20 protein-coding genes are annotated in these 22,897 nt (G+C 60.5%); 13 read left to right on the top strand and 7 right to left on the bottom strand.

Annotated elements, in window-relative coordinates:
• From ACQY1J_RS10655 to ACQY1J_RS10645, 3 genes are all read left to right on the top strand, one after another.
• Positions 1–1,200, top strand: coding sequence for a CaiB/BaiF CoA transferase family protein (locus ACQY1J_RS10655; RefSeq protein WP_430251410.1), 1,200 nt, complete (start codon positions 1–3; stop codon positions 1,198–1,200).
• A complete protein-coding gene (locus ACQY1J_RS10650; RefSeq protein WP_430251409.1) occupies positions 1,197–2,846 on the top strand; it encodes a thiamine pyrophosphate-binding protein in 1,650 nt (549 codons plus the stop codon). The genes ACQY1J_RS10655 and ACQY1J_RS10650 overlap by 4 nt, the downstream gene beginning before the upstream one ends.
• Positions 2,847–2,907: 61 nt before the next feature.
• Complete coding sequence (locus tag ACQY1J_RS10645; RefSeq protein WP_256413794.1) at positions 2,908–3,030, top strand: hypothetical protein; 123 nt, start codon at positions 2,908–2,910, stop codon at positions 3,028–3,030.
• Positions 3,031–3,106: 76 nt separating this feature from the next.
• Here ACQY1J_RS10645 and ACQY1J_RS10640 read toward each other — a convergent pair whose 3' ends face one another.
• The 3 genes from ACQY1J_RS10640 to ACQY1J_RS10630 all read right to left on the bottom strand — a co-directional run bounded on the left by ACQY1J_RS10640 (position 3,107) and on the right by ACQY1J_RS10630 (position 4,774).
• Positions 3,107–3,448 (bottom strand): RidA family protein, encoded by a 342-nt coding sequence (locus tag ACQY1J_RS10640; RefSeq protein WP_062456089.1) that lies wholly within the window; start codon positions 3,446–3,448, stop codon positions 3,107–3,109.
• Positions 3,449–3,527: 79 nt separating this feature from the next.
• Positions 3,528–3,866: a TIGR01244 family sulfur transferase gene (locus ACQY1J_RS10635; protein WP_430251408.1), complete on the bottom strand. Its 339-nt coding sequence runs from the start codon at positions 3,864–3,866 to the stop codon at positions 3,528–3,530.
• Between the two features lie 74 nt (positions 3,867–3,940).
• Positions 3,941–4,774 carry a DUF4432 family protein gene (locus ACQY1J_RS10630; RefSeq protein ID WP_113167048.1) on the bottom strand — a complete coding sequence of 278 codons (834 nt, stop codon included), beginning with the start codon at positions 4,772–4,774 and terminating at the stop codon, positions 3,941–3,943.
• A 182-nt stretch (positions 4,775–4,956) separates the two neighbouring features.
• Here ACQY1J_RS10630 and ACQY1J_RS10625 point away from each other — a divergent pair, with 182 nt between their 5' ends.
• Entirely contained in the window at positions 4,957–6,375 is a 1,419-nt protein-coding gene (locus tag ACQY1J_RS10625) for a L,D-transpeptidase (protein ID WP_430251407.1), read from the top strand.
• A gap of 79 nt (positions 6,376–6,454) precedes the next feature.
• Here the strand turns inward: ACQY1J_RS10625 and ACQY1J_RS10620 are convergent, their stop codons facing one another.
• Positions 6,455–7,171: an AAA family ATPase gene (locus ACQY1J_RS10620; RefSeq protein ID WP_430251406.1), complete on the bottom strand. Its 717-nt coding sequence runs from the start codon at positions 7,169–7,171 to the stop codon at positions 6,455–6,457.
• Between the two features lie 215 nt (positions 7,172–7,386).
• Positions 7,387–8,886, bottom strand: coding sequence for an amino acid permease (locus ACQY1J_RS10615; RefSeq protein ID WP_430251405.1), 1,500 nt, complete (start codon positions 8,884–8,886; stop codon positions 7,387–7,389).
• A gap of 666 nt (positions 8,887–9,552) precedes the next feature.
• Between ACQY1J_RS10615 and ACQY1J_RS10610 the strand changes: the two genes are divergently transcribed.
• The 4 genes from ACQY1J_RS10610 (at position 9,553) to ACQY1J_RS10595 (ending at position 13,501) form a co-directional block, all read left to right on the top strand.
• On the top strand, positions 9,553–10,656 hold the full coding sequence (locus tag ACQY1J_RS10610) for an ABC transporter substrate-binding protein (protein WP_062581155.1): 1,104 nt from the start codon (positions 9,553–9,555) through the stop codon (positions 10,654–10,656).
• Positions 10,657–10,736: 80 nt separating this feature from the next.
• The gene (locus ACQY1J_RS10605) at positions 10,737–11,612 is read left to right on the top strand and encodes an ABC transporter permease (protein WP_430251404.1); all 876 of its coding nucleotides are present in this window, start codon (positions 10,737–10,739) and stop codon (positions 11,610–11,612) included.
• Between the two features lie 11 nt (positions 11,613–11,623).
• A complete protein-coding gene (locus ACQY1J_RS10600; protein ID WP_113167065.1) occupies positions 11,624–12,412 on the top strand; it encodes an ABC transporter permease in 789 nt (262 codons plus the stop codon).
• Between the two features lie 27 nt (positions 12,413–12,439).
• Entirely contained in the window at positions 12,440–13,501 is a 1,062-nt protein-coding gene (locus ACQY1J_RS10595) for an ABC transporter ATP-binding protein (protein ID WP_430251403.1), read from the top strand.
• A 124-nt stretch (positions 13,502–13,625) separates the two neighbouring features.
• On the opposite strand, the gene metH is transcribed toward ACQY1J_RS10595, so the two are convergent.
• Complete coding sequence (gene metH, locus ACQY1J_RS10590; protein ID WP_430251402.1) at positions 13,626–17,396, bottom strand: methionine synthase; 3,771 nt, start codon at positions 17,394–17,396, stop codon at positions 13,626–13,628.
• A 160-nt stretch (positions 17,397–17,556) separates the two neighbouring features.
• Between metH and ACQY1J_RS10585 the strand changes: the two genes are divergently transcribed.
• Complete coding sequence (locus ACQY1J_RS10585) at positions 17,557–18,813, top strand: AGE family epimerase/isomerase (protein ID WP_430251401.1); 1,257 nt, start codon at positions 17,557–17,559, stop codon at positions 18,811–18,813.
• A gap of 16 nt (positions 18,814–18,829) precedes the next feature.
• Here the strand turns inward: ACQY1J_RS10585 and ACQY1J_RS10580 are convergent, their stop codons facing one another.
• Positions 18,830–19,225, bottom strand: a complete 396-nt coding sequence (locus ACQY1J_RS10580) for a response regulator (RefSeq protein ID WP_062456056.1) — start codon at positions 19,223–19,225, stop codon at positions 18,830–18,832.
• A 306-nt stretch (positions 19,226–19,531) separates the two neighbouring features.
• On the opposite strand from ACQY1J_RS10580, the gene ACQY1J_RS10575 reads away from it, so the two are divergent.
• The 4 genes from ACQY1J_RS10575 to ACQY1J_RS10560 all read left to right on the top strand — a co-directional run bounded on the left by ACQY1J_RS10575 (position 19,532) and on the right by ACQY1J_RS10560 (position 22,888).
• Positions 19,532–21,049: a PAS domain S-box protein gene (locus ACQY1J_RS10575; protein WP_430251400.1), complete on the top strand. Its 1,518-nt coding sequence runs from the start codon at positions 19,532–19,534 to the stop codon at positions 21,047–21,049.
• Entirely contained in the window at positions 21,036–21,656 is a 621-nt protein-coding gene (fixJ, locus tag ACQY1J_RS10570) for a response regulator FixJ (RefSeq protein ID WP_062456050.1), read from the top strand. Before ACQY1J_RS10575 ends, fixJ begins: the two co-directional genes overlap by 14 nt.
• A 140-nt stretch (positions 21,657–21,796) precedes the next feature.
• Positions 21,797–22,168, top strand: a complete 372-nt coding sequence (locus tag ACQY1J_RS10565) for a transcriptional regulator (protein ID WP_162734909.1) — start codon at positions 21,797–21,799, stop codon at positions 22,166–22,168.
• Positions 22,169–22,246: 78 nt separating this feature from the next.
• Positions 22,247–22,888 (top strand): helix-turn-helix domain-containing protein, encoded by a 642-nt coding sequence (locus ACQY1J_RS10560; RefSeq protein WP_244508750.1) that lies wholly within the window; start codon positions 22,247–22,249, stop codon positions 22,886–22,888.
• Positions 22,889–22,897 lie beyond the last annotated feature (9 nt).

Genomic DNA, 22,897 nt, shown 5'->3' with positions numbered 1-22,897 from the left:
ATGGATGAGCCGAAGAAAAAGCCGCCGCTCGCCGGCATCCGCGTTCTCGAACTGGCCCGCGTGCTCGCAGGCCCCTGGGCCGGCCAGATGCTGGCCGATATGGGTGCCGATGTGGTCAAGGTCGAAAACCCTGATGGCGGCGATGATACCCGCGCCTGGGGCCCTCCCTTCGTCGAAAGCATCGACGGTGAAAATCTCTCGGCCGCCTATTACCATTCGACGAACCGGGGAAAGCGATCGATCGCAGTCGATCTGAAAACGGAAGAAGGCCAGGACATCGTCCGCCGCCTCGCCGCGCAATCGGACGTCCTGATCGAGAACTTCAAGGTCGGCGGTCTCAACAAATACGGGCTCGACTACGAGAGCCTGAAGGCGATCAATCCGAAGCTGGTCTATTGCTCGATTACCGGTTTCGGCCAGGACGGGCCCTATGCGACCCTTGCCGGCTACGACTATATCGTCCAGGGCATGTCCGGCTTCATGTCGATCACAGGCGAACCGGACGGCCAGCCGATGAAGTCGGGCGTCGCCATCGCCGACATCTTCACCGGCATCTATTCCGTCACCGCCATCCAGAGCGCGCTCATCCACGTCATGAAGACAGGCGAAGGCCAGCATATCGACATGGCGCTGCTCGATGTCATGTCGGCGGTCCTTGCCAACCAGAACATGAACTACCTGATATCAGGCATCTCGCCGGTCCGCCTCGGCAACGCCCATCCGAACATCTCTCCTTATGAGGTGATCAACGTCCAGGACGGCTACATCATTCTCGCCGTCGGCAATGACGGCCAGTTCCGCCGCTTCTGCCGAATTCTCGGGATCGAGCATGTCGCGGACGACGAGCGGTTTTCCACCAACAAGGCGCGCGTCGCGCACCGGATCGAGGTTCGCGGTCTGCTGATCGCCGAGACGATCAAGTGGACCAAGGCTGAACTTCTGTCCGCCTGCGGCGAAAATGCCGTGCCGGTCGGACCGATCAACTCGATCGGCGAAATGTTCGAGGATCCCCAGGTCAAGGCGCGCGGTCTGCGGGTCGATCTCGAGGCAGCCGACGGCACTGTCATTCCCGGCGTCCGCAGCCCGATCGTGCTATCGGAGACTCCTCTTGCCTATCACCGCCCGAGCCCGAACGTGGGCGAGCATACGGCCGAAATTCTTGCCGAACTGAACATGATCGAAAAGGAACGCAATCGATGAAGACGGGTGGAGAACTGATCGTCGAGGCACTGAAGGCAAACGGGGTGAGCAGAGTGTCCTGCGTTCCGGGCGAGAGCTATCTTGCCGTGCTCGACGCGCTCTATGAAAGCGGTATAGAGGTTCTCGTTTGCCGCCAGGAAGGCGGCGCCGCGATGATGGCCGACAGTTGGGGACGGCTGACCGGCGAACCCGGCATCTGCATGGTCACCCGCGGTCCGGGCGCCACCAACGCGTCTGCGGGCCTTCACATCGCCAAGCAGGATTCGATCCCAATGATCCTGTTCATCGGCCAGATCGGCCGCGACATGAAGGAACGCGAAGCCTTCCAGGAAGTCGAATACCGCCGCGCCTTTACCGAATTCGCCAAATGGGTCGGCGAAATCGACGATGCCCGCCGCATTCCGGAATTCGTCACTCGCGCCTTTGCCGTCGCCACCTCCGGCCGCCCCGGCCCGGTCGTGCTGACGCTGCCAGAGGACATGCTGACGGAAGTAGTCGAGGCGGTTCAGGCCCGCCCCTATACCCCCGTCGAAAGCCATCCCGGCAAGAGCCAGATCGCGACCTTCGACGAGATGCTGCGCAATGCAAGGCGGCCGATGGTAATCCTCGGCGGCACCCGCTGGGACGAGAAGACGGTCTCAGACTTCCAGGATTTCGCCAGCCGCTTCAAGCTGCCGGTCGGCTGCTCCTTCCGTCGCCAGATGCTGTTTGATCACCTCCACCCATCCTATGCCGGCGATGTCGGCATCGGCATCAACCCGGCCCTTGCCTATGAGATCAAGGATAGCGATCTCCTGATCCTCATCGGCGCCCGCATGTCGGAAATGCCGTCCTCCTCCTATACCCTGCTCGACATTCCCTACCCCAAGCAGACACTGATCCACGTCTATCCGGATCCGGAAGAGCTTGGCCGGATGTACCGCCCGGATCTGGCGATCTGCGCGGCACCGGCGGAATTCGTTGCGGCCATCAAGGATCTGCAACCGCCGGCACTGCCGCTCTGGACCGAGCGCAAATCGTCGATGCACGATTCCTATCTGAAGTGGTCGACGCCCCCGAAAAGCGGCCCCGGCGACGTCCAAATGGGACCGATCATGGCCTGGATCGAGGAAAACGTTCCGACCGACGCGATCTTCACCAATGGCGCCGGCAACTATGCCACCTGGGTGCACCGGTACCACCGGTTCCGGAAATACAACACGCAGTCGGCACCGACATCAGGATCGATGGGCTACGGCCTTCCGGCAGCAGTCGCGGCAAAGCAGCTGTTTCCGGAACGCGAAGTCGTCTGCTTTGCCGGCGATGGCTGCTTCATGATGCATGGACAGGAATTCATCACCGCCGTCCGCTACGGATTGCCGATCATTACCGTCCTCGTCAACAACGGCATCTACGGCACGATCCGCATGCATCAGGAGCGCGAATACCCCGGCCGCGTCTCGGCAACGGATCTCGTCAATCCGGATTTCGTCGCCTATGCGCAAGCCTTCGGCGGGCATGGCGAACTGGTAGAGAATACGGAGGATTTCGGTCCCGCTTACCTTCGGGCCCGCGAAAGCGGAAAGCCGGCCATCATCGAAGTCAGGCTCGATCCGGAAGCGATCACGCCGGCCAAAACGCTGACGCAGATCCGCAACAGGAACTGAAACGGCGGCATCTGCGCAATCACCCGGCGGAACATTCCGCCGGCCATGCCGTTGATGGCGCATGGCAAATGACACAAAACGCAAAGCACTGGGTGGCATGACGACCTTCGTCGCCGTCATCTTTTTTATCGGTCTCGCACTCGCGGCTTACTACTTCATCGGCATGACGCCGGGCGAGCCGTGATCCCAAGGGATCGTCGATACAAAAAGGGGGCCGGTTTTCACCGGCCCCCTTTTTCATGTCCGTATGAGCCGAGCGATCAGATCGCCGCAGTCACGATGAACTCTACCTTGTACTTTGGCGCAGCGAGCTTGGCTTCGCTGGTGGCGCGGGCCGGTGTATTGGCCGGATCGACCCATGCTTCCCAGGCTGCGTTCATTTCGGCGAAATCAGCAATGTCGGAGAGATAGATCAGGGTCTGCAGGATCTTCGACTTGTCGGAGCCGGCAGCGGCCAGCAGACGATCGACTTCGGCGAGCGCGTCCTTGCACTGGTCGGTAACGCTGTCGCCTTCACCAACCTGGCCGGCCAGATAGACGGTGTTGCCGTGGACGACGGCGCCGCTCATGCGGGCGCCGGGCTCGATACGCTGAATGCTCATAAAATGCTCCTGAATGCTGAGCTTCGGATATGCAGGACGCGGCACGCCGCGACCCTACGTGGGAAAGGTTTGAAACCGATCAGCCGCGCAGGCGCGAGCTCTGTTCGTAGATTGCCGTGGAGCGTGCGCCCGAGCGGCAATAGCCGAGCATCGGCTTGGGGAAATCTTCGAGCACGTCGACCATCTCGGTCACGCCTTCCGGTGTCAGGCCCATGCGGCCGACCGGGATATGGCGGATGTCGAGACCGAGCTCCTTGGCGCGTGCCTCGATCGCGGCGAAATCCGGCTGGCCGGGCTCTTCCTCGTCGGGGCGGTTGCAGACGATGGACTTGAAGCCAAGCGCCTTGATCTGGTCGAGGTCTTCGACCGTGATCTGGCCTGAGACCGAGTATTCGTCGTTGATCTCGCGGATATCCATGGCAGAGCCTCCATTCTCGATAGGGGGCAAGCTTTACGATGCACCCCGGGGAGCGTCAATCGCCAAGCGGCCTTTTACGCAAACACGAAGCGCAGGCCGTAGTCGACGCTTTCGCCGGGTTGAAGCCATTTCAGCTCGCCTGACGCCTCCAGTTCGCCGCGGGTGGCCAGCCGGTGCGAGACCGGCTCGATCCCCAGCACATGCGCCGGCTGCTTCTGGTTGCGCCACATCTGCAGGTATGGAAGCGTGTCGGTCTTGAAACGCACTTTGAGCGTGAGACCACCGAGCGCCGCGATCGGTCCCAAGGCCAGTTCCGCCCAGGGATCGCCGCCCGCTGCCGGCACGCAGAACACGCTCCCTGGCTCGGGCCCGAAATTCCAGGGCATCTCTTTTTGCTCTAACATCGCGCTCGAAAGACGGACGTTGTCGTCCAGCAGCCAGGCCCCGATATTCATATGGTACATATGCACCCGGGCGATGGCTTTCGTTCCAGTGTTCGTCACCCTGTCGGACAGGCAGACTTCTCCGGTCACTCCATCAATCCGCCAGTGGCGTTCCAGAAGCGCGGATCCCCCCTCGGCTGTCGTGACCGGAACGCGCGCCCGGCATTCGGCATCCTCCTGCATATCCCAGAACACGATCTCGGCCGGGTGCGACGAGTAGGAGCCGTGCAGCGGAAACTTCGCGCCATCGGGACGACCGGGTATGGGTTCGGGATGACGGATGTGGTCGGGACCGCAGGTAAACAAAAACCCTTCCAGCGAATGGTCGATTCGCGGATCGCCATCGTCAGGAATGGCCCGGCCGGGCGCGATGTCGATGCCGCCGACGAAACAGGCGCCGATATCCAGCACCGATCCCTCGTCCAGAGTGAGCTTCGGCCCGTTTCCTGCTGAAAACGCTTTCATAAAACCTCCCTCACGGCGCCTCTCGCCGGATCGTGATCGAATTTAACCATCGGTTCATAACGAATTCACTTTTCTCACGGTAAAGTCGAAATTACGTTGTCTATGGCACCAGATACGGAGTCGGGAACCATATGCGCATTTCCCCGCTTACCGTAGACGGAATAATTTCTTTCGGTGGAAACGTGAAGCGTCTCATTCTCGCAAGTATCGGCCTAATGGCAATATCAGCAGCCTTCGGGCCATCGTCGGCGCAGGCTCAGAGCGGATATCGCTATCAGCAGCAGACGACCCTCGTGGCACCTGACGGCGCCATACTCGACTACATGCCGGATCCGCGCGACGTGGTGATCAGCCGCGACGGTATGGGCCGCCGCGTCTATCTCGATCGCCGCGGAAACATCGTTGCGACCGAAACGCGCCAGGATGCCTACCGCCCCCAGCAGGCGGAATATCCGCCGGCGCCGAGTGGCTACCGCAACCGTCGCGACACCGTCTATCAGCCGCAGGATCAGTATCCGCAAGACCAGGGCGGATATCAGGATTACCGCCAGTATCGTCCCGGTGAAGAACCGGGTGCGGTGACCGGGTCGATTGCCGGCCCCGGTTCGATTACCCGCGAGCCTCTTACCAACGATGCACTTCCCGGCATCGACGAGAACTATTCCGAGCCCGAAGAAGCCTCGATCGACCCGAATGCGGGCTCGCAGCTTCCAGCACCGCAGCATGATGCCAAACCGGTGATCACCGTCACCAAGAAGCCGCAGGCCGAGATCGCCGCACTCCAGGTGTTTCTTGACCGCGAGGGCATTTCGCCCGGTGTGATCGACGGCCATCTTGGCGACAACGTCAACAAGGCGATCGCCGCCTGGCAGGAAATGACCGGCGAGACGCTTGATCCGAACAATTCCGAAGACATCATGCAGCGCCTGACCTATTCGGGCGGCCTGCCGATCATCGATTATACGATCACGGCCGCGGACGCTGCCGGACCATATGTTGCGTCTATCCCGGAAGACTACGCTCACAAGGCCACTCTGCCGGCGATGTCCTACACATCCGTGACCGAAAAGCTCGCCGAGCAGTTCCACATGGATGAGAACTACCTGAAGTCGCTCAATCCGAACGTCGACTTCACCATTCCCGGCATGACCATCAAGGTGATCAACCCCGGCACGCCGAAGACCGGACAGGTGACGCGGATCGTTGCCGACAAGTATCGCAAGCAGGTCTTCGCCTACGGTGAAGACGGTGTGCTGATTTCGGCTTATCCGGCCACGATCGGTTCGAGCGATACGCCATCGCCGTCGGGCAACCATACGGTCCAGCGCATCGCGCTCGATCCGGGCTACACCTACAATCCGAAGATCAACTTCACACAGGGCAACAACACCCAGATCCTGCAGATCCCTCCGGGTCCGAACGGCCCGGTGGGCACGGTCTGGATCGCCTTGTCGAAACCCACCTACGGCATTCACGGCACGCCGGAGCCTTCCAAGATCGGCAAGACCAACAGCCACGGCTGCGTGCGCCTCACCAATTGGGATGCGACGGAACTTGCCAAGATGGTCAAGCCCGGCACGACCGTCGAATTCCTTGAGTAGGTTTTGCCAGACTTAACAACGCAAAAAGCCTCTCCGGCAAACCGGAGAGGCTTTTTTTTATGGCTACGTTGAATTGGCTTCAGGCCGCGTTGCGGCGAAACGGAAACAGTTTCGATCCCATCGAGCGTACGACGCGGACAGGCATCATGCGCATCACTTCCTGAGCGAAAATGCGCGCATTGTCTTTTGCCTTGTCGACATTGCTGACCTTTGTCGCATCGAGCGTGTGCAGCGTCCCGCCGGTCTCGAACAGTTCCTTGAACGCAACCCGCTCGCCGATCGACGTCTCCAGCACGTTGACGCCCTTGGCCGCCAGCAGCCCCTTGATCGCCAGCATGGCGCGCGTCGTCACCATCGAGGTGACACGGGTAAGCACGACGGAATGCGGAATGTCGAGCTTGGCCTTGTCCTTCATCTGCGCGAGCAGATCGAGAATCTGTGCTGCGCCCTTCGCATCCATCGCAGAGCCCTGGACCGGGATGATGACGTGGTTGGAAAGCCCGATTGCAGTGGTTACCAGCGCGTCTCGCGCGCCGGCAAGATCGATGATGAAGTAGTCGGTCGAAGATGCCATCTCGCGCAGGTGGCAAGGAAGCGACGCCGTCGTGACTTCTGAAATCACCGAGAGGTTGGGCACGGGGCCAGAGATCTCGCACCACTGGCTGATCCACTTCTGCGGATCGGCATCGATGATCGTGATGCGAAATCCCTGGTGGGCGAGTTCCGTGGCAAGCAGCAGGGCTGCAGTCGTCTTGCCGGCACCGCCCTTGGCATTGGCAAATGAAATTACGGGCATTCTCGGTCCTTGATGAAATAGAGCCGCATCGCTCACCACCACGCCGCTTCATGCGCAGTTAACGTATTCTTCATGAACTTGGTTAACGAGACGTAAATTAAGGGTTAACGCATATTGCCTGTCACATTTCAGCATGCCGACCTAAAAAGGCTGAGAATGCAAATGTGGCCCGCGAAGCGATCGCGGGCCACATGTTGATCACGGATGTCTGGGGATCAGACCAGCGCTGCCGCCTGCTTGTGCTCCATCGCGAACTCTTCTTCCGGCGAAAGGATCAGACGATGGCGGCCAACAAGCGCGAAATAGGCGATCGCGACAGCAAACCAGATCACCACCCAGACGACGCCCTTGAAGAAGTTGGGATCCTGAACCTGATAGAGAAGCGTCACCACTGCGATGACGATCGTCAGGACGGCACCCGGAATGCCCAGTGGAGACCGGAACGGCCGCTCGATATTGGGCAGTTTTTTGCGCAGGATGATGAACGAGATCGCCTGCATAATGTAGGAGAACATCGCGCCGAACACCGCCATGTTGAGCAACACGCTGCCGATGGCGCTGCCGCCTGCTTCCGCACCGAGCGAGAACCAGATGACCAGCATCACGGCAAGACCGACCAGCGCTCCCGCCAGCATCGCGACGTAGGGCGTCTTGTAGGTCGGATGCGTGACCGAGAGCGCCGTCGGGAAATAGCCGGCCCGTGAGAGCGAGTAGATCTGGCGACCCTGTGCATAGAGGATCGTATGGAAGCTGGCGATCAGACCCGTCAGCGCCACCAGACCGAGGATAACGACGCCTCCGTCGCCATAAACGGACTTGAACCCGTCGAGAAGCGGCTCCAGCGCCGTACTTAGATGAAAGGCGCCGACACCCGGCAGAGAGGGATTGAGGAGCACAATCATGAAGGCAGACAGCATCAGCGTCATCATGCCGAGGATGATGCCCTTCGGCATGTCACGCTTCGGATCGACCAATTCTTCTGCCGCCAGCGGCAACTGTTCGATGGCAAGGAACAGCCAGACCGCGAAGGGAAGCGTTGCAAGCACGCCTGTGATCCCGAACGGGAACCAGTCGCCATTGCCTTCAGGCAGTTCGATCGCTGCACCATCAGGTCCGACGCCGATGTTCAGCGCCCAGCGGGAAAAGTCCATGTTGGGGATGGCGCTGACCCAGAAGAACACCAGCACCGCCAGCGAAACGATCGTTATGACCAGCGTCACCTTGAACGACAGTTCGAGGCCGAACACGTTGAGCGCTAGGAAGATGATGTAGAACAGGATCCACAGGATCGGCGAGTAGACGGGATCGAGGCCGAGGATCGAATTCACATAGGCCGTAATGAAGGTAACGATGACGGCGGGCGTGAGCACGTATTCGACGTTCTCGCAGAGCCCTGTAATGAAGCCGCCCCAGGGTCCCATCGCCGTTCGCGCAAAGGAATAGGCAGCACCCGTGTGCGGCAGCGCCGGGCTCATCTCGGCGATCGAGAACGTCAGGCCGAGATACATGACGGCGATGATGATGCCTGCAACCAGCATCCCTCCCCATCCGCCGGTCGCGAAACCGAAATTCCAGCCCGAGAAATGCCCTGAGATAACGGCGCCGACGCCGAGCGCCCAAAGCGACCAGACCCCTGCATAGCGCGAAAGCCCGCGCTTTTCGAAATAGGCAGCATCCGCCTTCTTGTAGCTGACGCCCGCTGATGAACTTTCCATGCCTTCTCTCCTGATCAAAGAAATAGGCAGCGAGGCCGTCCGGCCCGCCGTCCCCGTCCATTCGGATCCGCCCGCTTTTGTCGGTGTCGGTATCCCGCAGCTCTGGCTGTTCCCCTGGTCTCTCAGTAAACCGGCTGGAGAGTTCCCACACCGGCCCGTCGAAAGCCTGCCTCGACCGTAGGCGGCTTCGTTTCGAATAAACTCGTTCATAGTCTAGGTCGTGAAGTCAGTGCCGGACGCGATGACTGTCCTTTGATCCCGCCGACATCGGTCTTGAAGCGATTTCGTGAAGTATGAACACGCATTAACCACGACGAGAATTCTTCACTTCCGCCGCGTCGTCAACGGTAATCTCAAATCTCCTCCATAGGCCCCGTTGACTCGGTCCTGGAAACGAATGTTAATCCTGTCACAAACCGGCGCAGACCGGAGGGAACGGCTTTCGTATGACCGGCAGGATTGCCCAGTGATGACAGGGCAAACACGATTGCCGTGTCCGAGCGCAGTTCCCTCCGGACAAACGGATTCAATTGGTGAGGGATATCTTCTAAATTCCTGAAATACAGGCCTGATTTCTAGCATGCGCTTGGAATGCGCGCTGTCACATACGATACACACAATGGCTCTACGAGTCGCGCCGAGACGCTCAACCCCAGGAGGACACCCGTGCTCAAGAACGCCCATCGTCTGCTGTCTCTGACGACAGCAGTCCTCATCGCTTCCACCAGCCTTGCAGCAGCCGAGCCGAGCGCGGAACTGATCGCCGCCGCCAAGAAGGAAGGCGCGCTGACCACCATCGCCCTGCCCCACAGCTGGTGCGGCTACGGCGACGTGATCGCCGGCTTCAAGGCAAAGTACGGAATCGAAGTCAACGAACTGAACCCGGACGCGAGCTCGGGCGACGAAATCGAAGCCATCAAGGCCAACAAGGGCAACAAGGGCCCGCAGGCTCCTGACGTGATCGACGTTGGTCTGTCCTTCGGCCCGTCCGCCAAGGCCGAAGGCCTGATCCAGCCTTACAAGGTTTCCACCTGGGACTCGATCCCGGCCGAAGCCAAGGATGCTGAAGGCTACTGGTACGGCGACTATTACGGCGTTCTCGCGTTCATGGTGAACAAGGATCTCGTCAAGGAATCGCCGAAGGACTGGAAGGATCTTCTGAAGTCCGACTACGCGAACGCCGTCGCACTCGCCGGCGACCCGCGCTCTGCCAACCAGGCTGTCCAGGGCGTCTATGCTGCCGGTCTCTCCGCCGCTAAGGGCGATGCCGCCAAGGCTGGCGAAGAAGGCCTGAAGTTCTTCGCAGAACTCAACAAGGCCGGCAACTTCGTTCCGGTCATCGGCAAGGCTGCCCCGTTCGCACAGGGCTCCACCCCGATCATCATCGCCTGGGACTACAACGCTCTGTCCTGGGGCGAAAGCCTGAAGGGCAACCCGCCTTACGAAGTCGTCGTTCCGCAGTCGGGCGTCGTCGCGGGCGTCTATGTGCAGGCGATCTCCGCTTTCGCACCGCATCCGAACGCTGCCAAGCTGTGGATGGAATACCTCTATTCCGACGAAGGTCAGCTCGGTTGGCTGAAGGGCTATTGCCACCCGATCCGGTTCAACGATCTTGCCAAGAACAACAAGATCCCGAAGGCACTGCTCGACGCCCTGCCGCCGGCCGCGTCCTATGAGAAGGCCGTATTCCCGACACTCGAAGAGCAGGCTGCCGGCAAGACCGCGATCACCACGAAGTGGGATTCCGTGGTCGGCGCCAACGTCAAGTAATCTAGCCTAGACGGCCTTCCCGCTCCGCTTTTATGGGCGCGGGGAGGCCTTTTTCCTCCTCCGACAGAAACACCGGATTCATGTCCACCGCATCATCGTCCTTCATCGACCGCCGTACCGTCGTCGATTGGCTCGGCATTGCGCCGTTCATGATCTTCGCGTTGATGTTTCTGATCGTCCCGACCTTCTATCTCGTCGTCGGCGCCTTCTTCACGCCGGACGGGGCATTCACCTTCAAGAATATTGCAGACCTGTTCACGCCGACCATTCTTTCGGCCTACTGGATCTCGATCAAGGTGTCGTTCGCCTCCTCGCTCGGTGGCGCGATCATCGGCTTTGCACTTGCCTGGGCGATCGTCCTCGGCGGCCTGCCGTCCTGGATCCGCTCCAGCCTCCTGACCTTCTCCGGCGTCGCCTCGAATTTTGCTGGCGTGCCCCTCGCCTTCGCCTTTATCGCCACGCTTGGCCGCACAGGCCTTGTCACCGTCTTCATGCGCGACTGGTTCGGCTTCAACCTCTATTCGACAGGCTTCAATCTCCTCTCCTTCGTGGGCTTGACCCTCACCTACATGTTCTTCCAGATCCCGCTGATGGTGCTGATCCTGACCCCGGCACTCGACGGTCTGAAGAAGGAGTGGCGTGAAGCCTCCGAGATCCTCGGCGCATCCACCTGGCAATATTGGCGCATGGTGGCGATGCCGATCCTGTGGCCAAGCCTCCTCGGCACCAGCCTGCTTCTCTTCGCCAACGCCTTCGGCGCGATCGCCACGGCCTATGCGCTGACCGGCTCCTCGCTCAACATCGTGCCGATCCTGCTTTATGCGCAGATCCGCGGCGACGTGCTGCACAATCCGAACCTCGGCTATGCGCTGGCACTCGGCATGATCGTCATCACCGGCGTGTCCAACGTCTTGTACATCTGGCTGCGCATGCGCGCCGAACGCTGGCAGAAGTGAGGATGCGCGAGATGAAGATGACAAAATTCTTCGCCTGGCTCGCCATCGCCATCGGCGTCATCTACTTTTTCGTGCCGCTGATCGGCACGTTTGAATTCTCGTTGCGCATGCGGCGCGGCGAATACTCATTCGATGCCTACGACTCGGTCTTTTCGGATGCCGCCTTCCGGGCGACCTTCGGCTTCTCCATGCTGATGGCGCTGCTCACCATCATCTTCGGCATGCTGCTCATCGTGCCGACGGCCTACTGGGTCAGGCTGCGCGTTCCACAGATGCGACCGGTGATGGAGTTCATCACGTTGATGCCGCTGGTCATCCCGGCGATCGTCATCGTCTTCGGATATCTCAGGCTCTACAATTCGTCGTCCTACATCCCGTTCACCGGTTCGACCTTCGGCACCAACGTGCTTCTGGTCATGTCCTACATCACCCTGTCGCTGCCCTACATGTATCGCTCGGTCGATACGGCGATGCGCACCATCGACGTTCGAACCCTCACGGAAGCGGCGGAAATCCTTGGCGCCAAATGGCCGACGATCCTGTTTCGCTGCATCTTCCCGAACGTGATGTCGGGCGTGCTGTCGGGCGCCTTCATCACCTTCGCGATCGTGATGGGCGAGTTCACCATGGCCGCCCTCCTCAACCGACCCGCATTCGGTCCCTATCTCCAGCTCGTGGGCGCCAATAAGGCCTATGAGCCTTCGGCGCTCGCCGTGATCGCCTTTGCAATCACCTGGCTTTCGATGGGCCTGCTCCAGCTCGTTTCCCGTTTCAGCAAGATGGCACCCTCCCGGGCTTAGGGACTGCGCCTCAAGGATTTTCACCTCATGTCGTTTCTCGTTCTCGACGGTATCAAGAAAAGCTTCGGCCAGACGCAGGTCGTCAAGGACTTCCATATGGCGATCGAGAAAGGGGAATTTGTCTCCTTTCTCGGACCGTCCGGTTGCGGCAAGACCACGGTTCTGAGGATGATCGCCGGGTTCGAGAACCCGAGCGACGGCACGATCTTCATCAACGGCCGCAACCAGTCGGGCCTGAAAACCAGCCAGCGCAATATCGGCATGGTGTTCCAGGCCTATGCGCTGTTCCCCAACATGAGCGTGTTCGACAACGTCGCCTTCGGCCTCAAGGTGGCCGGCATGTCGAAGCCGGATATCGAAACCCGCGTCAAGGAAATGCTGAAGCTGATCGGCCTCGAACACCTGGCCGACCGCTACCCGTACCAGATGTCCGGCGGCCAGCAGCAGCGCGTCGCGCTGGCGCGCGCGCTCGCCCCAAAACCGCAGGTCCTGCTGCTGGATGAACCGCTGTCGGCGCTCGACGCAAAGATCCGCGTATCCTTGCGCGAGGAGATCCGCCAGATCCAGATGAAGCTCGGCATCACCACCGTGTTCGTGACCCACGATCAGGAAGAGGCGCTATCCATCTCCGATCGGATCGTCGTCATGAACGCCGGTCGCGCCGACCAGATCGGCACGCCCTCGGAGATCTACAACCGCCCGGCCACCCGCTTCGTCGCCTCGTTCGTCGGCACGCTCAACATCATCGATGCGATCGTCGCCGATCCGGCCGCCAACACCATCCGCATCGGCGACAACCTCATCACGCTGCGCGAACCAATCGGCGCCTTGAACCAGGGCGACACCGTTTCGATCGCGCTACGCCCCGAAGCCGGTTCGCTGTCGGAGAGCGCCACGGGCGATACGGCTTTGACCGGCACCGTTGTTTCGACGCATTTCTTAGGGTCTGTCGTGCGCACCCGGTTCACTGTGGGCGCCAACCAGATCTCGTTCGACATGTTCAACGCACCCGACAAGGTCCTGCCGCAGCCCGGCGAAACCGTGACCCTGCGCTTTGCCGCAAGCGACCTGCTCGTCGTCAAAGAATAGGCGGAGCGACGCGACTGGCAAATGCTTGATCGCTAACAATGCAGCAATATCAAACGGAAGAAGCCGGCAAGTGATTCAACTTGCCGGCTTCTTGATTCAATCTGTGAACATGGCGGCAGACCGCCTAGGCGGCATCCTCGACCGCTGCCACATTGGTCGGGATATAGTTGAGCACAGGCCCGAGCCAGCGTTCGACCTCCTCGATGGCCATGCCCTTGCGGGATGCATAATCCTCGACCTGGTCCCGCTCCACCTTGGCAACGCCGAAATAGTAGCTGGCGGGATGGCCGATATAGAAGCCCGAGACGGATGATCCCGGCCACATCGCGTAGCTTTCGGTCAGCGTCACGCCTGTCGCCTTGGTGGCATCGAGCAACCTGAACAGCGTTTCCTTTTCCGTATGGTCGGGTTGCGCCGGATAGCCGGGCGCCGGACGAATGCCGGCATACTGCTCGTGGATCAACTCGTCACTCGTGAGCGTCTCATCCGGCGCATAGCCCCAGTACTCCTGGCGCACGCGCTGGTGCATGCGTTCGGCAAACGCTTCCGCAAACCGGTCGGCGAGCGCCTTGACCAGGATCGACGAGTAATCGTCGTTCGCCCGCTCGAACCGTTCGGCAATCGCCACTTCCTCGATACCGGCTGTCACCACGAAGCCGCCGACATAATCGGCCTTGCCGCTCGAAACCGGCGCGACGAAATCCGACAGCGCCACGTTTGGCCGGCCGTCGCGCTTGGACAGCTGCTGACGCAGCGTGAACAGCGTCTCGAGCTCCGTGCTGCGCGTCTCGTCGGTATACAGCTTGATGTCGTCGCCAACAGCGTTGGCCGGCCAGAAGCCGATCACCGCCTGGGGACGGAACCACTTCTCCGCGATGATCTTCTCCAGCATCGCCTGCGCATCCGCAAACAGATGACGCGCGGCCTCGCCCTGCTTCTCGTCTTCGAGAATGGCCGGATAGCGGCCCTTCAGTTCCCAGGTCTGGAAAAACGGCGTCCAGTCGATATAGGTCGCGAGTTCCGCCAGATCATAGCCTTCGAACACTTTCGTGCCGAAGAACTGCGGTGGCTTCGGATCGTAGGATGTCCAGTCGACCTTCTCGGCATTGGCGCGGGCACGCTCGATTGGAAGCCGCTTCTTGTCCGCTTCCGAACGGGCATGCGCGGCTGCGACCTTGGCATATTCGCCGCGGATCGTCTCGACATAGCCATCCTTGGCATCCGGCGACAAAAGCGCCGAGACGACGCCGACGGCGCGCGAGGCGTCCGTGACATAGACGGCCTGGCCGCTCTCATAGCGCGGATGGATCTTGACGGCCGTGTGCACCCGGCTGGTGGTCGCGCCGCCGATCAGCAGCGGCACGTTAAAGCCCTGCCGCTCCATTTCGGCCGCCACATGCACCATCTCATCGAGCGATGGCGTGATCAGGCCCGACAGACCAATGATATCGACCTGCTCGGCAATTGCCGTTTCGAGGATCTTCGTCGCCGGTACCATCACGCCGAGATCGACGATCTCGTAATTGTTGCAGGCAAGCACGACGCCGACGATGTTCTTGCCGATATCGTGGACGTCGCCCTTGACGGTCGCCATCAGGATCTTGCCGGCGGTCTTGCGCTGGTCGCCGCCGTTGAGGCGCTTTTCCTCTTCCATGTAAGGCAGCAGCACCGCAACCGCCTGTTTCATCACGCGGGCGGATTTCACCACCTGCGGCAAGAACATCTTGCCCGAACCGAACAGATCGCCGACCACATTCATGCCGGCCATCAGCGGCCCTTCGATGACGTGCAGCGGACGCGCGGCTTGCAGCCGTGCTTCCTCCGTATCGGCGTCGATGAATTCGGTAATGCCATTGACCAGCGCGTGCGACAGCCGCTCTTCGACAGAGCGCTCGCGCCATGCCAGATCCTGCACCCTGGCTTCCTTGCCGGGGCCGCCACGATATTTTTCGGCCACTTCAAGAAGCCGCTCGGTCCCGTCGGCGCGGCGGTTCAGCACCACGTCCTCGCAGGCCTCGCGCAGTTCCAGATCGATGTTTTCGTAGATCGCCAGCTGACCGGCATTGACGATGCCCATGTCCATACCCGCCTGGATGGCGTGGTACAGGAACACGGCATGCATCGCCTCGCGCACCGGCTCGTTGCCGCGGAACGAGAAGGAGAGGTTCGAAACGCCGCCGGAAATATGCACCAGCGGCATGCGCTCGCGGATCGTCCGCGTCGCCTCGATGAAATCGACGCCGTAATTGTTGTGTTCCTCGATCCCGGTCGCCACCGCAAACACGTTCGGATCGAAGATGATATCCTCGGGCGGAAAGCCTGCCTGCTCGGTCAGGATCTTGTAGGCGCGGCTGCAGATCTCGACCTTGCGGTCATAGGTATCCGCCTGCCCCGTCTCGTCGAACGCCATCACCACGACGGCTGCGCCGTAATTGCGGATCAGCTTGGCCTGCGCCAGAAACTTTTCCTCGCCTTCCTTGAGAGAGATCGAGTTGACGATCGGCTTGCCCTGAACGCATTTCAGTCCGCCTTCGATGATCTCGAACTTCGAGCTGTCGATCATGACGGGAACGCGGGCGATATCCGGCTCGGCGGCGATCAGGTTGAGAAACTCGATCATCGCCTGGCCCGAATCGATCAGGCCCTCGTCCATGTTGATGTCGATGACCTGCGCGCCGTTCTCGACCTGGTCACGGGCAACGACGAGCGCTGCCGCATAGTCGCCGGCGGTGATCAGCTTGCGGAATTTGGCCGAACCGGTGACGTTGGTGCGTTCGCCGACATTCACGAACGGAATGTCCTTGGTCAGCGTGAAGGGCTCGAGGCCCGACAGCGACATGAACGGCGAATGCTCCGGGATCTCGCGCGGCTTGTGCTTGGAGACGGCATCGGCGATCGCGCGGATATGCTCCGGCGTCGAGCCACAGCAGCCGCCGACGACGTTGACCAAACCTTCGCGGGCGAATTCCTCGACCTGCTTCGCCATCATCTCAGGCGTCTCGTCATACTGGCCAAACTCGTTGGGCAGGCCGGCATTCGGATAGGCGCAGATGAACGTGTCGGAAACGCCCGACAATTCCTGCAGGTGCGGACGCATCGCGTCTGCACCGAGCGCGCAGTTGAGACCGATTGTGAACGGGTTCGAATGGCGCACAGAGTTCCAGAACGCAGACGGCGTCTGGCCGGACAGCGTGCGTCCGGAAAGGTCGGTGATCGTGCCCGATATCATCACCGGCAGGCGAATACCCTTCGCCTCGAAGCGCTCCTCGCAGGCAAAGATCGCAGCCTTGGCGTTGAGCGTGTCGAAGATCGTTTCGATCAGAATGATATCTGCACCGCCGTCGATAAGACCGTCGATCTGCTCGCCATAGGCAATCCGCAGGTCGTCGAAGGAGACGGCGCGGTAGCCCGGATTGTTGACATCGGGAGAAATCGAGGCCGTCCGGTTGGTCGGCCCGATGGCGCCGGCCACGAAACGGCGGCGGCCGTCTTCCTTTTCGGCGCGGATCGCGGCCCGGCGGGCAAGGCGTGCCCCGTCGCGGTTGAGATCGTAGACAGCGCCTTCCATCTCGTAATCCGCCTGGGCGATACGGGTGGAGGAAAACGTGTTGGTCTCGAGAATATCGGCGCCGGCCTTGGCGTAACGATAGTGGATATCCTCGATCGCCTGGGGCTGCGAGAGAATCAGAAGGTCGTTGTTGCCCTGCTGGTGACAGGCGCAACCGATGAAGCGTTCGCCACGAAAATGCTCTTCGTTGAAGCCGAGCCCCTGGATCTGGGTGCCCATGGCGCCATCTATCACGAGAATTCGTTCGCGTGCGGCCGCCTTTAGAGCTGCAAGGATTTCCGCACCGTCGCGGCGATCGCCTTCGGGACCGAAGAGTTCATCAAACAAGGGACACACTCCTGAACAGCATCAACCGGTATTCATAACCATATAAAGATGCGTTTATATGATGTCCAGCCGTCGTGCCGTGAGTAATAAACGAATTGTCGATGACAGGCCATACTCCTGACGGTATAGCCTTGAAGCAGAATGCAAAAGGGAGAGAAGCATGAGCGACGCGGGCCAGGTATCGAAATTCTGGAGCGATCTGCCCTACCACCGGCGCTGGCTGCTGCAACAGGCTGACGGCCTGTTCGATTTCTTCCAGCACAGGGCCATCAACCCCAAGGGCGGCTTCTTCGATCTCGATCCTACCGGCAACCCGCTCCCCGGCGACAATCCCGTTCGCGGCATTCACGCGTCCGCCCGCATGGTGCACTGCTATTCTATCGGCTATCTCTTGGGACGTCCGGGTACGGGCGACCTGGTCGACCACGGCATGAATTTTCTCTGGAACGGTCACCGCGACCAACAAAACGGTGGCTATGCCTGGTCGATGAACGACGATGGCCCGGCCGACAGCAACAAGCAGGGTTACGGCCACGCTTTCGTGCTTCTCGCCGCCTCCTCCGCCAAGGTCGTCGGCCATCCGCTGGCCGACGCGATGCTCGCCGACGTTACCGACGTGCTGGAAACGCGGTTCTGGGATCGCGAACACGGCGCCATCGCCGAAGAATTCGCGGCCGACTGGTCGCCGATCGACGGTGGCAGCTATCGTGGCCAGAACTCGAACATGCACCTGACCGAAGCGCTGATGGCGGCCTTTGAGGCAACCGGCGAACGGCATTATCTGGACAAGGCCGAAAGCATTGCGGACCTCGTGATCCGGCGCCTTGCCGGTAGCGTCGGCTTCCGCGTCGCCGAGCATTTCGATACCGACTGGCAGATCGACAAGGATTACTACCACAAAGACGAGATGTTCCGCCCGGCCGGCACGACACCTGGCCACTGGCTTGAATGGGCCCGCCTGACGCTGCAACTGTGGACGCTTGGCGACAAGAAGCACGCCTGGATGCCGGATGCGGCCAAGAACCTGTTCGTGCAGGCCATGTCACTCGGCTGGGACAAGGAAAAAGGCGGCTTTTTCTACACACTCGACTGGGAAGACAAGCCCGCCAAGACCAACAAGCTCTGGTGGCCGATGTGCGAGGGCGCTGGCGCTGCCCACTTCATCAACCAGCATCTGCCGGCCGACAGCTTCTACGAAGACAGCTACAGGCTGATCTGGGGCACCATTGCCAACAAATTCATCGACCACAAGAACGGCGGCTGGCACGAGGAACTCACGGAAGATCTGGTCCCGGCTCACACCCTGTTTCCCGGCAAGGGCGACATCTATCACGCGCTGCAGGCATGCCTCATCCCGCTGTTTCCCGCGGATGGCAGCCTGACGAAGATGATCGTGGAGGCGGACGGCCGAATCTGACGGCCGGTTCCGCCGGTCAGCCGGCCGAGACCATGGAGCGGATTAGCGAGACAAGGCTGTCGTAGTCATAGGGCTTGGTCACCAGGCCCGAACGCGACAGGCCTTCGGCGCCTTCGACATTGCGATCGCCCGTCGCGAAGATGACTGGGAGATCCGGAAATTGCGCGCGGAGTTTGATGGTCAGTTGCAAGCCTGTCATGTCGGGCAGATGCACGTCGGTAACAAGGATATCGACCGGCTGCTCGGAGGCAAGGCCCAGCGCCTCACCGGCCGTGCCGGCTTCGACGACGCCCATGCCGGCGTCCTGCAGGAAATCGGCTGTAGAGATGCGGATCAGGGCTTCGTCTTCTACGAACAAAACCTTGATCGGTGCGGCGCGCCCTTCATTTGCTTCGGCGGCTACGGTCGACATATCGAATTCTCCGGCAGCAGCCATGGCTGCGTGTGTGTTACCAGTCTGATTCTGGTTGATAACCTAGCGGAATGTTTAGGCCAAGGCCCAGCCTTATCGGGTTTGCCGACCAATTGCACGCCGGGATGAACAGGGTTCCGGAGCGAATGCGCGGTTTCTCTGACATATGGTGAAAAGCATGTGTATGAAGACCCCTCCCTGATTTGCCCGTTGGACGCTGCATTTAAGCCTGTGCTACAACGCGTTCAAGACATCCGCGCCCGTCTCTCCGCGCGCCTGTCGATCGCCTTTTCAGTAGGATGAGCGATGATCCTAAGCGAAATGACCGGGCGCACCGAACGCTTCGTACAGTTCATTCAGAAACGTGATTTCACCCGTGGTGAGGTCTATCTTCTCGCTGTGGTCGGCTTCTTGGTCGGCTTTGCAATTCGTCTGGCTCTGTCCGTTCCCATGAACGGCAAGGGAATCTACTTCTTTTTCGTGCCGTCGATCATCTTCGCCTCCGTCATCGGAGGCTTGAGACCGGGCGTGGTCGCCGCAATCCTCTCCGTAATCGGTGTCTGGGCGTTGAAGGAACTGTCACCCGTCAGCGCGACCTCGGCGGAACTGAGAGTGGTCGCTCTGACCAGCCTGGCAATCGCCGTCACCGGCAAGGTCCTGCATATCGCCCGGATCATCATCGCAAAGACCCAGGCCAAGGCCGAGGTTCGCGAGGCGCATCTGCGATCGATCCTCGACACCGTGCTCGATGCCACCATCGTCATTACCAAGGAAGGCATCATCGTCTCCTTCAATTCCGCGGCCGTTCGCCAGTTCGGATATACGGAAGACGAGGTCGTCGGACGCAACCTGCGCATCCTCATGCCGGAGCCCTACCACAGGGAGCATGACGGCTATCTCGAGCGCTACGCGCGCACCGGCGAGAAGCGGATTATCGGCCGGGATCGCGTCGTGGTCGGCCGTCGCAAGGATGGCTCCACTTTCCCGATGAAGCTTGCCGTTGGCGAAACCCGGTCGGGTGGCGAGACCTTCTATACCGGCTTCGTGCGAGATCTTACCGAACGCGCCGAATCGGCAGCACGATTGCAGGAAATGCAGGGTGAAGTCGCCCGTCTCGCGCGACTGAACGAGATGGGTGAAATGGCCTCGACCCTTGCCCATGAATTGAACCAACCGCTTTCGGCCATCGCGAACTATGTCCACGGCTGCGCAAGACTCCTGCGGGACATGGACGACGACATGGCGTCGCGATTGCGAGACGCGCTGAAGGAAGCCGGCAACCAATCGCTCCGCGCCGGGCAGATCATCAAGCACCTGCGCGAATTCGTGACGAAGGGTGAAACGGAAAAAGCGCCCCACAACATACGCCGGCTGATTGAAGAAGCCGCGGCTCTGGCCTTGGTCGGCTCTCGGGAAAACGGCGTGCGGACGATGTTCGAATTCAACGACGGCCCGGAAATCGTCGTCGCTGACAAGATCCAGATCCAGCAGGTCCTGACCAATCTGATGCGCAACGCAATCGAAGCGATGCGCGACAGTGAGCGGAGAGAGCTCACGATCCGCACGCTGGTCCAGGACGACGAGCACGTGGCCGTGGTCGTCGAAGACACAGGCCCCGGGATTGCGGAGGAGATCGAGGCCCAATTGTTCAAGCCATTCGTGACGACCAAGGCGGGTGGTATGGGAATCGGACTTTCGATATGCAAACGTATCATCGAAGCCCATGACGGTGAGATGGTGGTCACCCGAAATGTCGCCGGAGGTGCCACGTTCCGGTTCACGCTGCCGTTGTACAAGGAGGACGAAGAGAATGCCGACCGCTGACTACGTGGTGCATATCGTCGACGATGAGGAGCCGGTGCGTAAGTCGCTCGCCTTCATGCTGACGATGAACGGATTTGCCGTGCGCGTGCATGAAAGCGCGACGGCCTTCCTGAAATTTGCGCCCGGAACTCGCAACGCACTGCTCATCAGTGACCTCAGGATGCCCGATATAGGGGGTCTCGAGCTGATCAGGTCACTCGCCGCCCAGAAGATCCGGATGCCTGTGATCTTCATAACCGGCCACGGCGACGTGGCAATGGCAGTGGAAGCAATGAAGGCCGGCGCTGTCGATTTCATCGAAAAACCGTTCGACGATACGACCATCATCGAAGCAATCGAGCGGGCTGCCAAGCTTCTCGTCGAAAAGCCGACGGAAGTGACCGAGGTGCAGGAAGTGTTGAGCCGCCTCCAGTCGCTCAGCGATCGCGAGCGCCAGGTCCTTTTGGCAGTCGTTGCCGGCTTGCCGAACAAGTCGATCGCCTACGATCTCGACATCAGCCCCCGGACGGTTGAAGTCCACCGCGCCAACGTGATGGCCAAGATGCGGGCGCGCAGCCTGCCGCAACTGGTTCGGATGACCATGGCGGCCGGCTTCGACCAGGAGTGACGCCGAACCGGAACAAACGGACAATCCGCGATTTAATTGCAATTTCTTGATCTAACGCAAAGTCCGCTTGGGGCGTGGCGCGCATATTACAATCGGCGTCCAATGTCGCCCTAGCGCCCCCCGGATCCTGGATAGTCCACGTGTTGTCACCCTCGACCACTATTGCAGTGATCGCTCCGGATGCCGGGCTTAGACAGTCGCTGGCGTTCGCGCTGGAGGTCGAAGGTTTTCAGGTCCTCTCCTATGAAAGCTGGTGCGCGGGCCACGCTTCGGCAGCCTCGTCAGCGTGCACGATCATCGACTCCCACGAAGTCCACGGCAACCTCGACGCCCAGCACAAGCTTCTCGACTCTCCCAGCCGTTTCATCATGCTGGCAGACGGAATGACGCCGATCCCATCCAAAAACACGGCGCGCATCCTGATAAAGCCGTTCGATGGTGCCGAACTCCTGCGGATGGTGAGGGATTTCGCCCATCTGAGCCACACCACGCCGGCACCGGTTGCTACGTAGAACTCCGTAGGGAGACACCTCAATATCGCCGACGAGTGGCTTGCGGCATCCTAGCTCTGATCACTTGGAGGAAGAGCCGTGAACGCTCCGGTCGCGAACGCCCAGGCAAAGATGCTAAACGCAACGCCGATCGCGTTTCCGTGTTCCTCCGCACCAGTCACCCGGGTTACCCAGGTCCAGACCTATGCCGGCGGCAAGGAAATCTACACGCCCGGCGAGAAATCCGGCACGTTCTACGAGGTCGAATTCGGCGCCGTCCGCCTCCATCGGCTGCTGTCCGATGGCCGCCGTCAGGTCATCGGCTTCTACCTTGCCGGCGAGACCTTTGGGTTTGAAGCCGACCGCACGCATGCCTTTTTTGCGGAAGCGATCGTTCCGACGGGACTGCGCAGCTTTTCCCAGCCCGGCAGTGGCGACGACATTCTGAAGCTCGCCTTGCGCGGCATGCTGCGCGCCCAGGAGCACCTGGCGGTCATCGGTCGCCAGACCGCGGTGGAGCGCATCGCCGGCTTCCTGCTGGACATGGCCAACCGCCAGGGCAATCTCGACCATTTCGACCTGCCGATGTCGAGACTCGACATCGCGGATTATCTCGGCCTGACGATTGAAACCGTTTCGCGTGTGTTCGCAAAGCTGCGCGCATCCAACCTGATCAAACTGCAAAGCGTCCGCTGCGTGCAGATCCAGGACTTCAAGGCCCTCGCCAGCCTCTGCGCCTGAGGCTGAGCG

This window comes from Neorhizobium sp. DAR64860/K0K1 (assembly GCF_050500205.1).
Lineage (GTDB): Bacteria > Pseudomonadota > Alphaproteobacteria > Rhizobiales > Rhizobiaceae > Neorhizobium > Neorhizobium soli.
The sequence above is the reverse complement of the archived record's forward strand: the minus strand, read 5'-3'. Positions and strand labels throughout refer to the sequence as shown.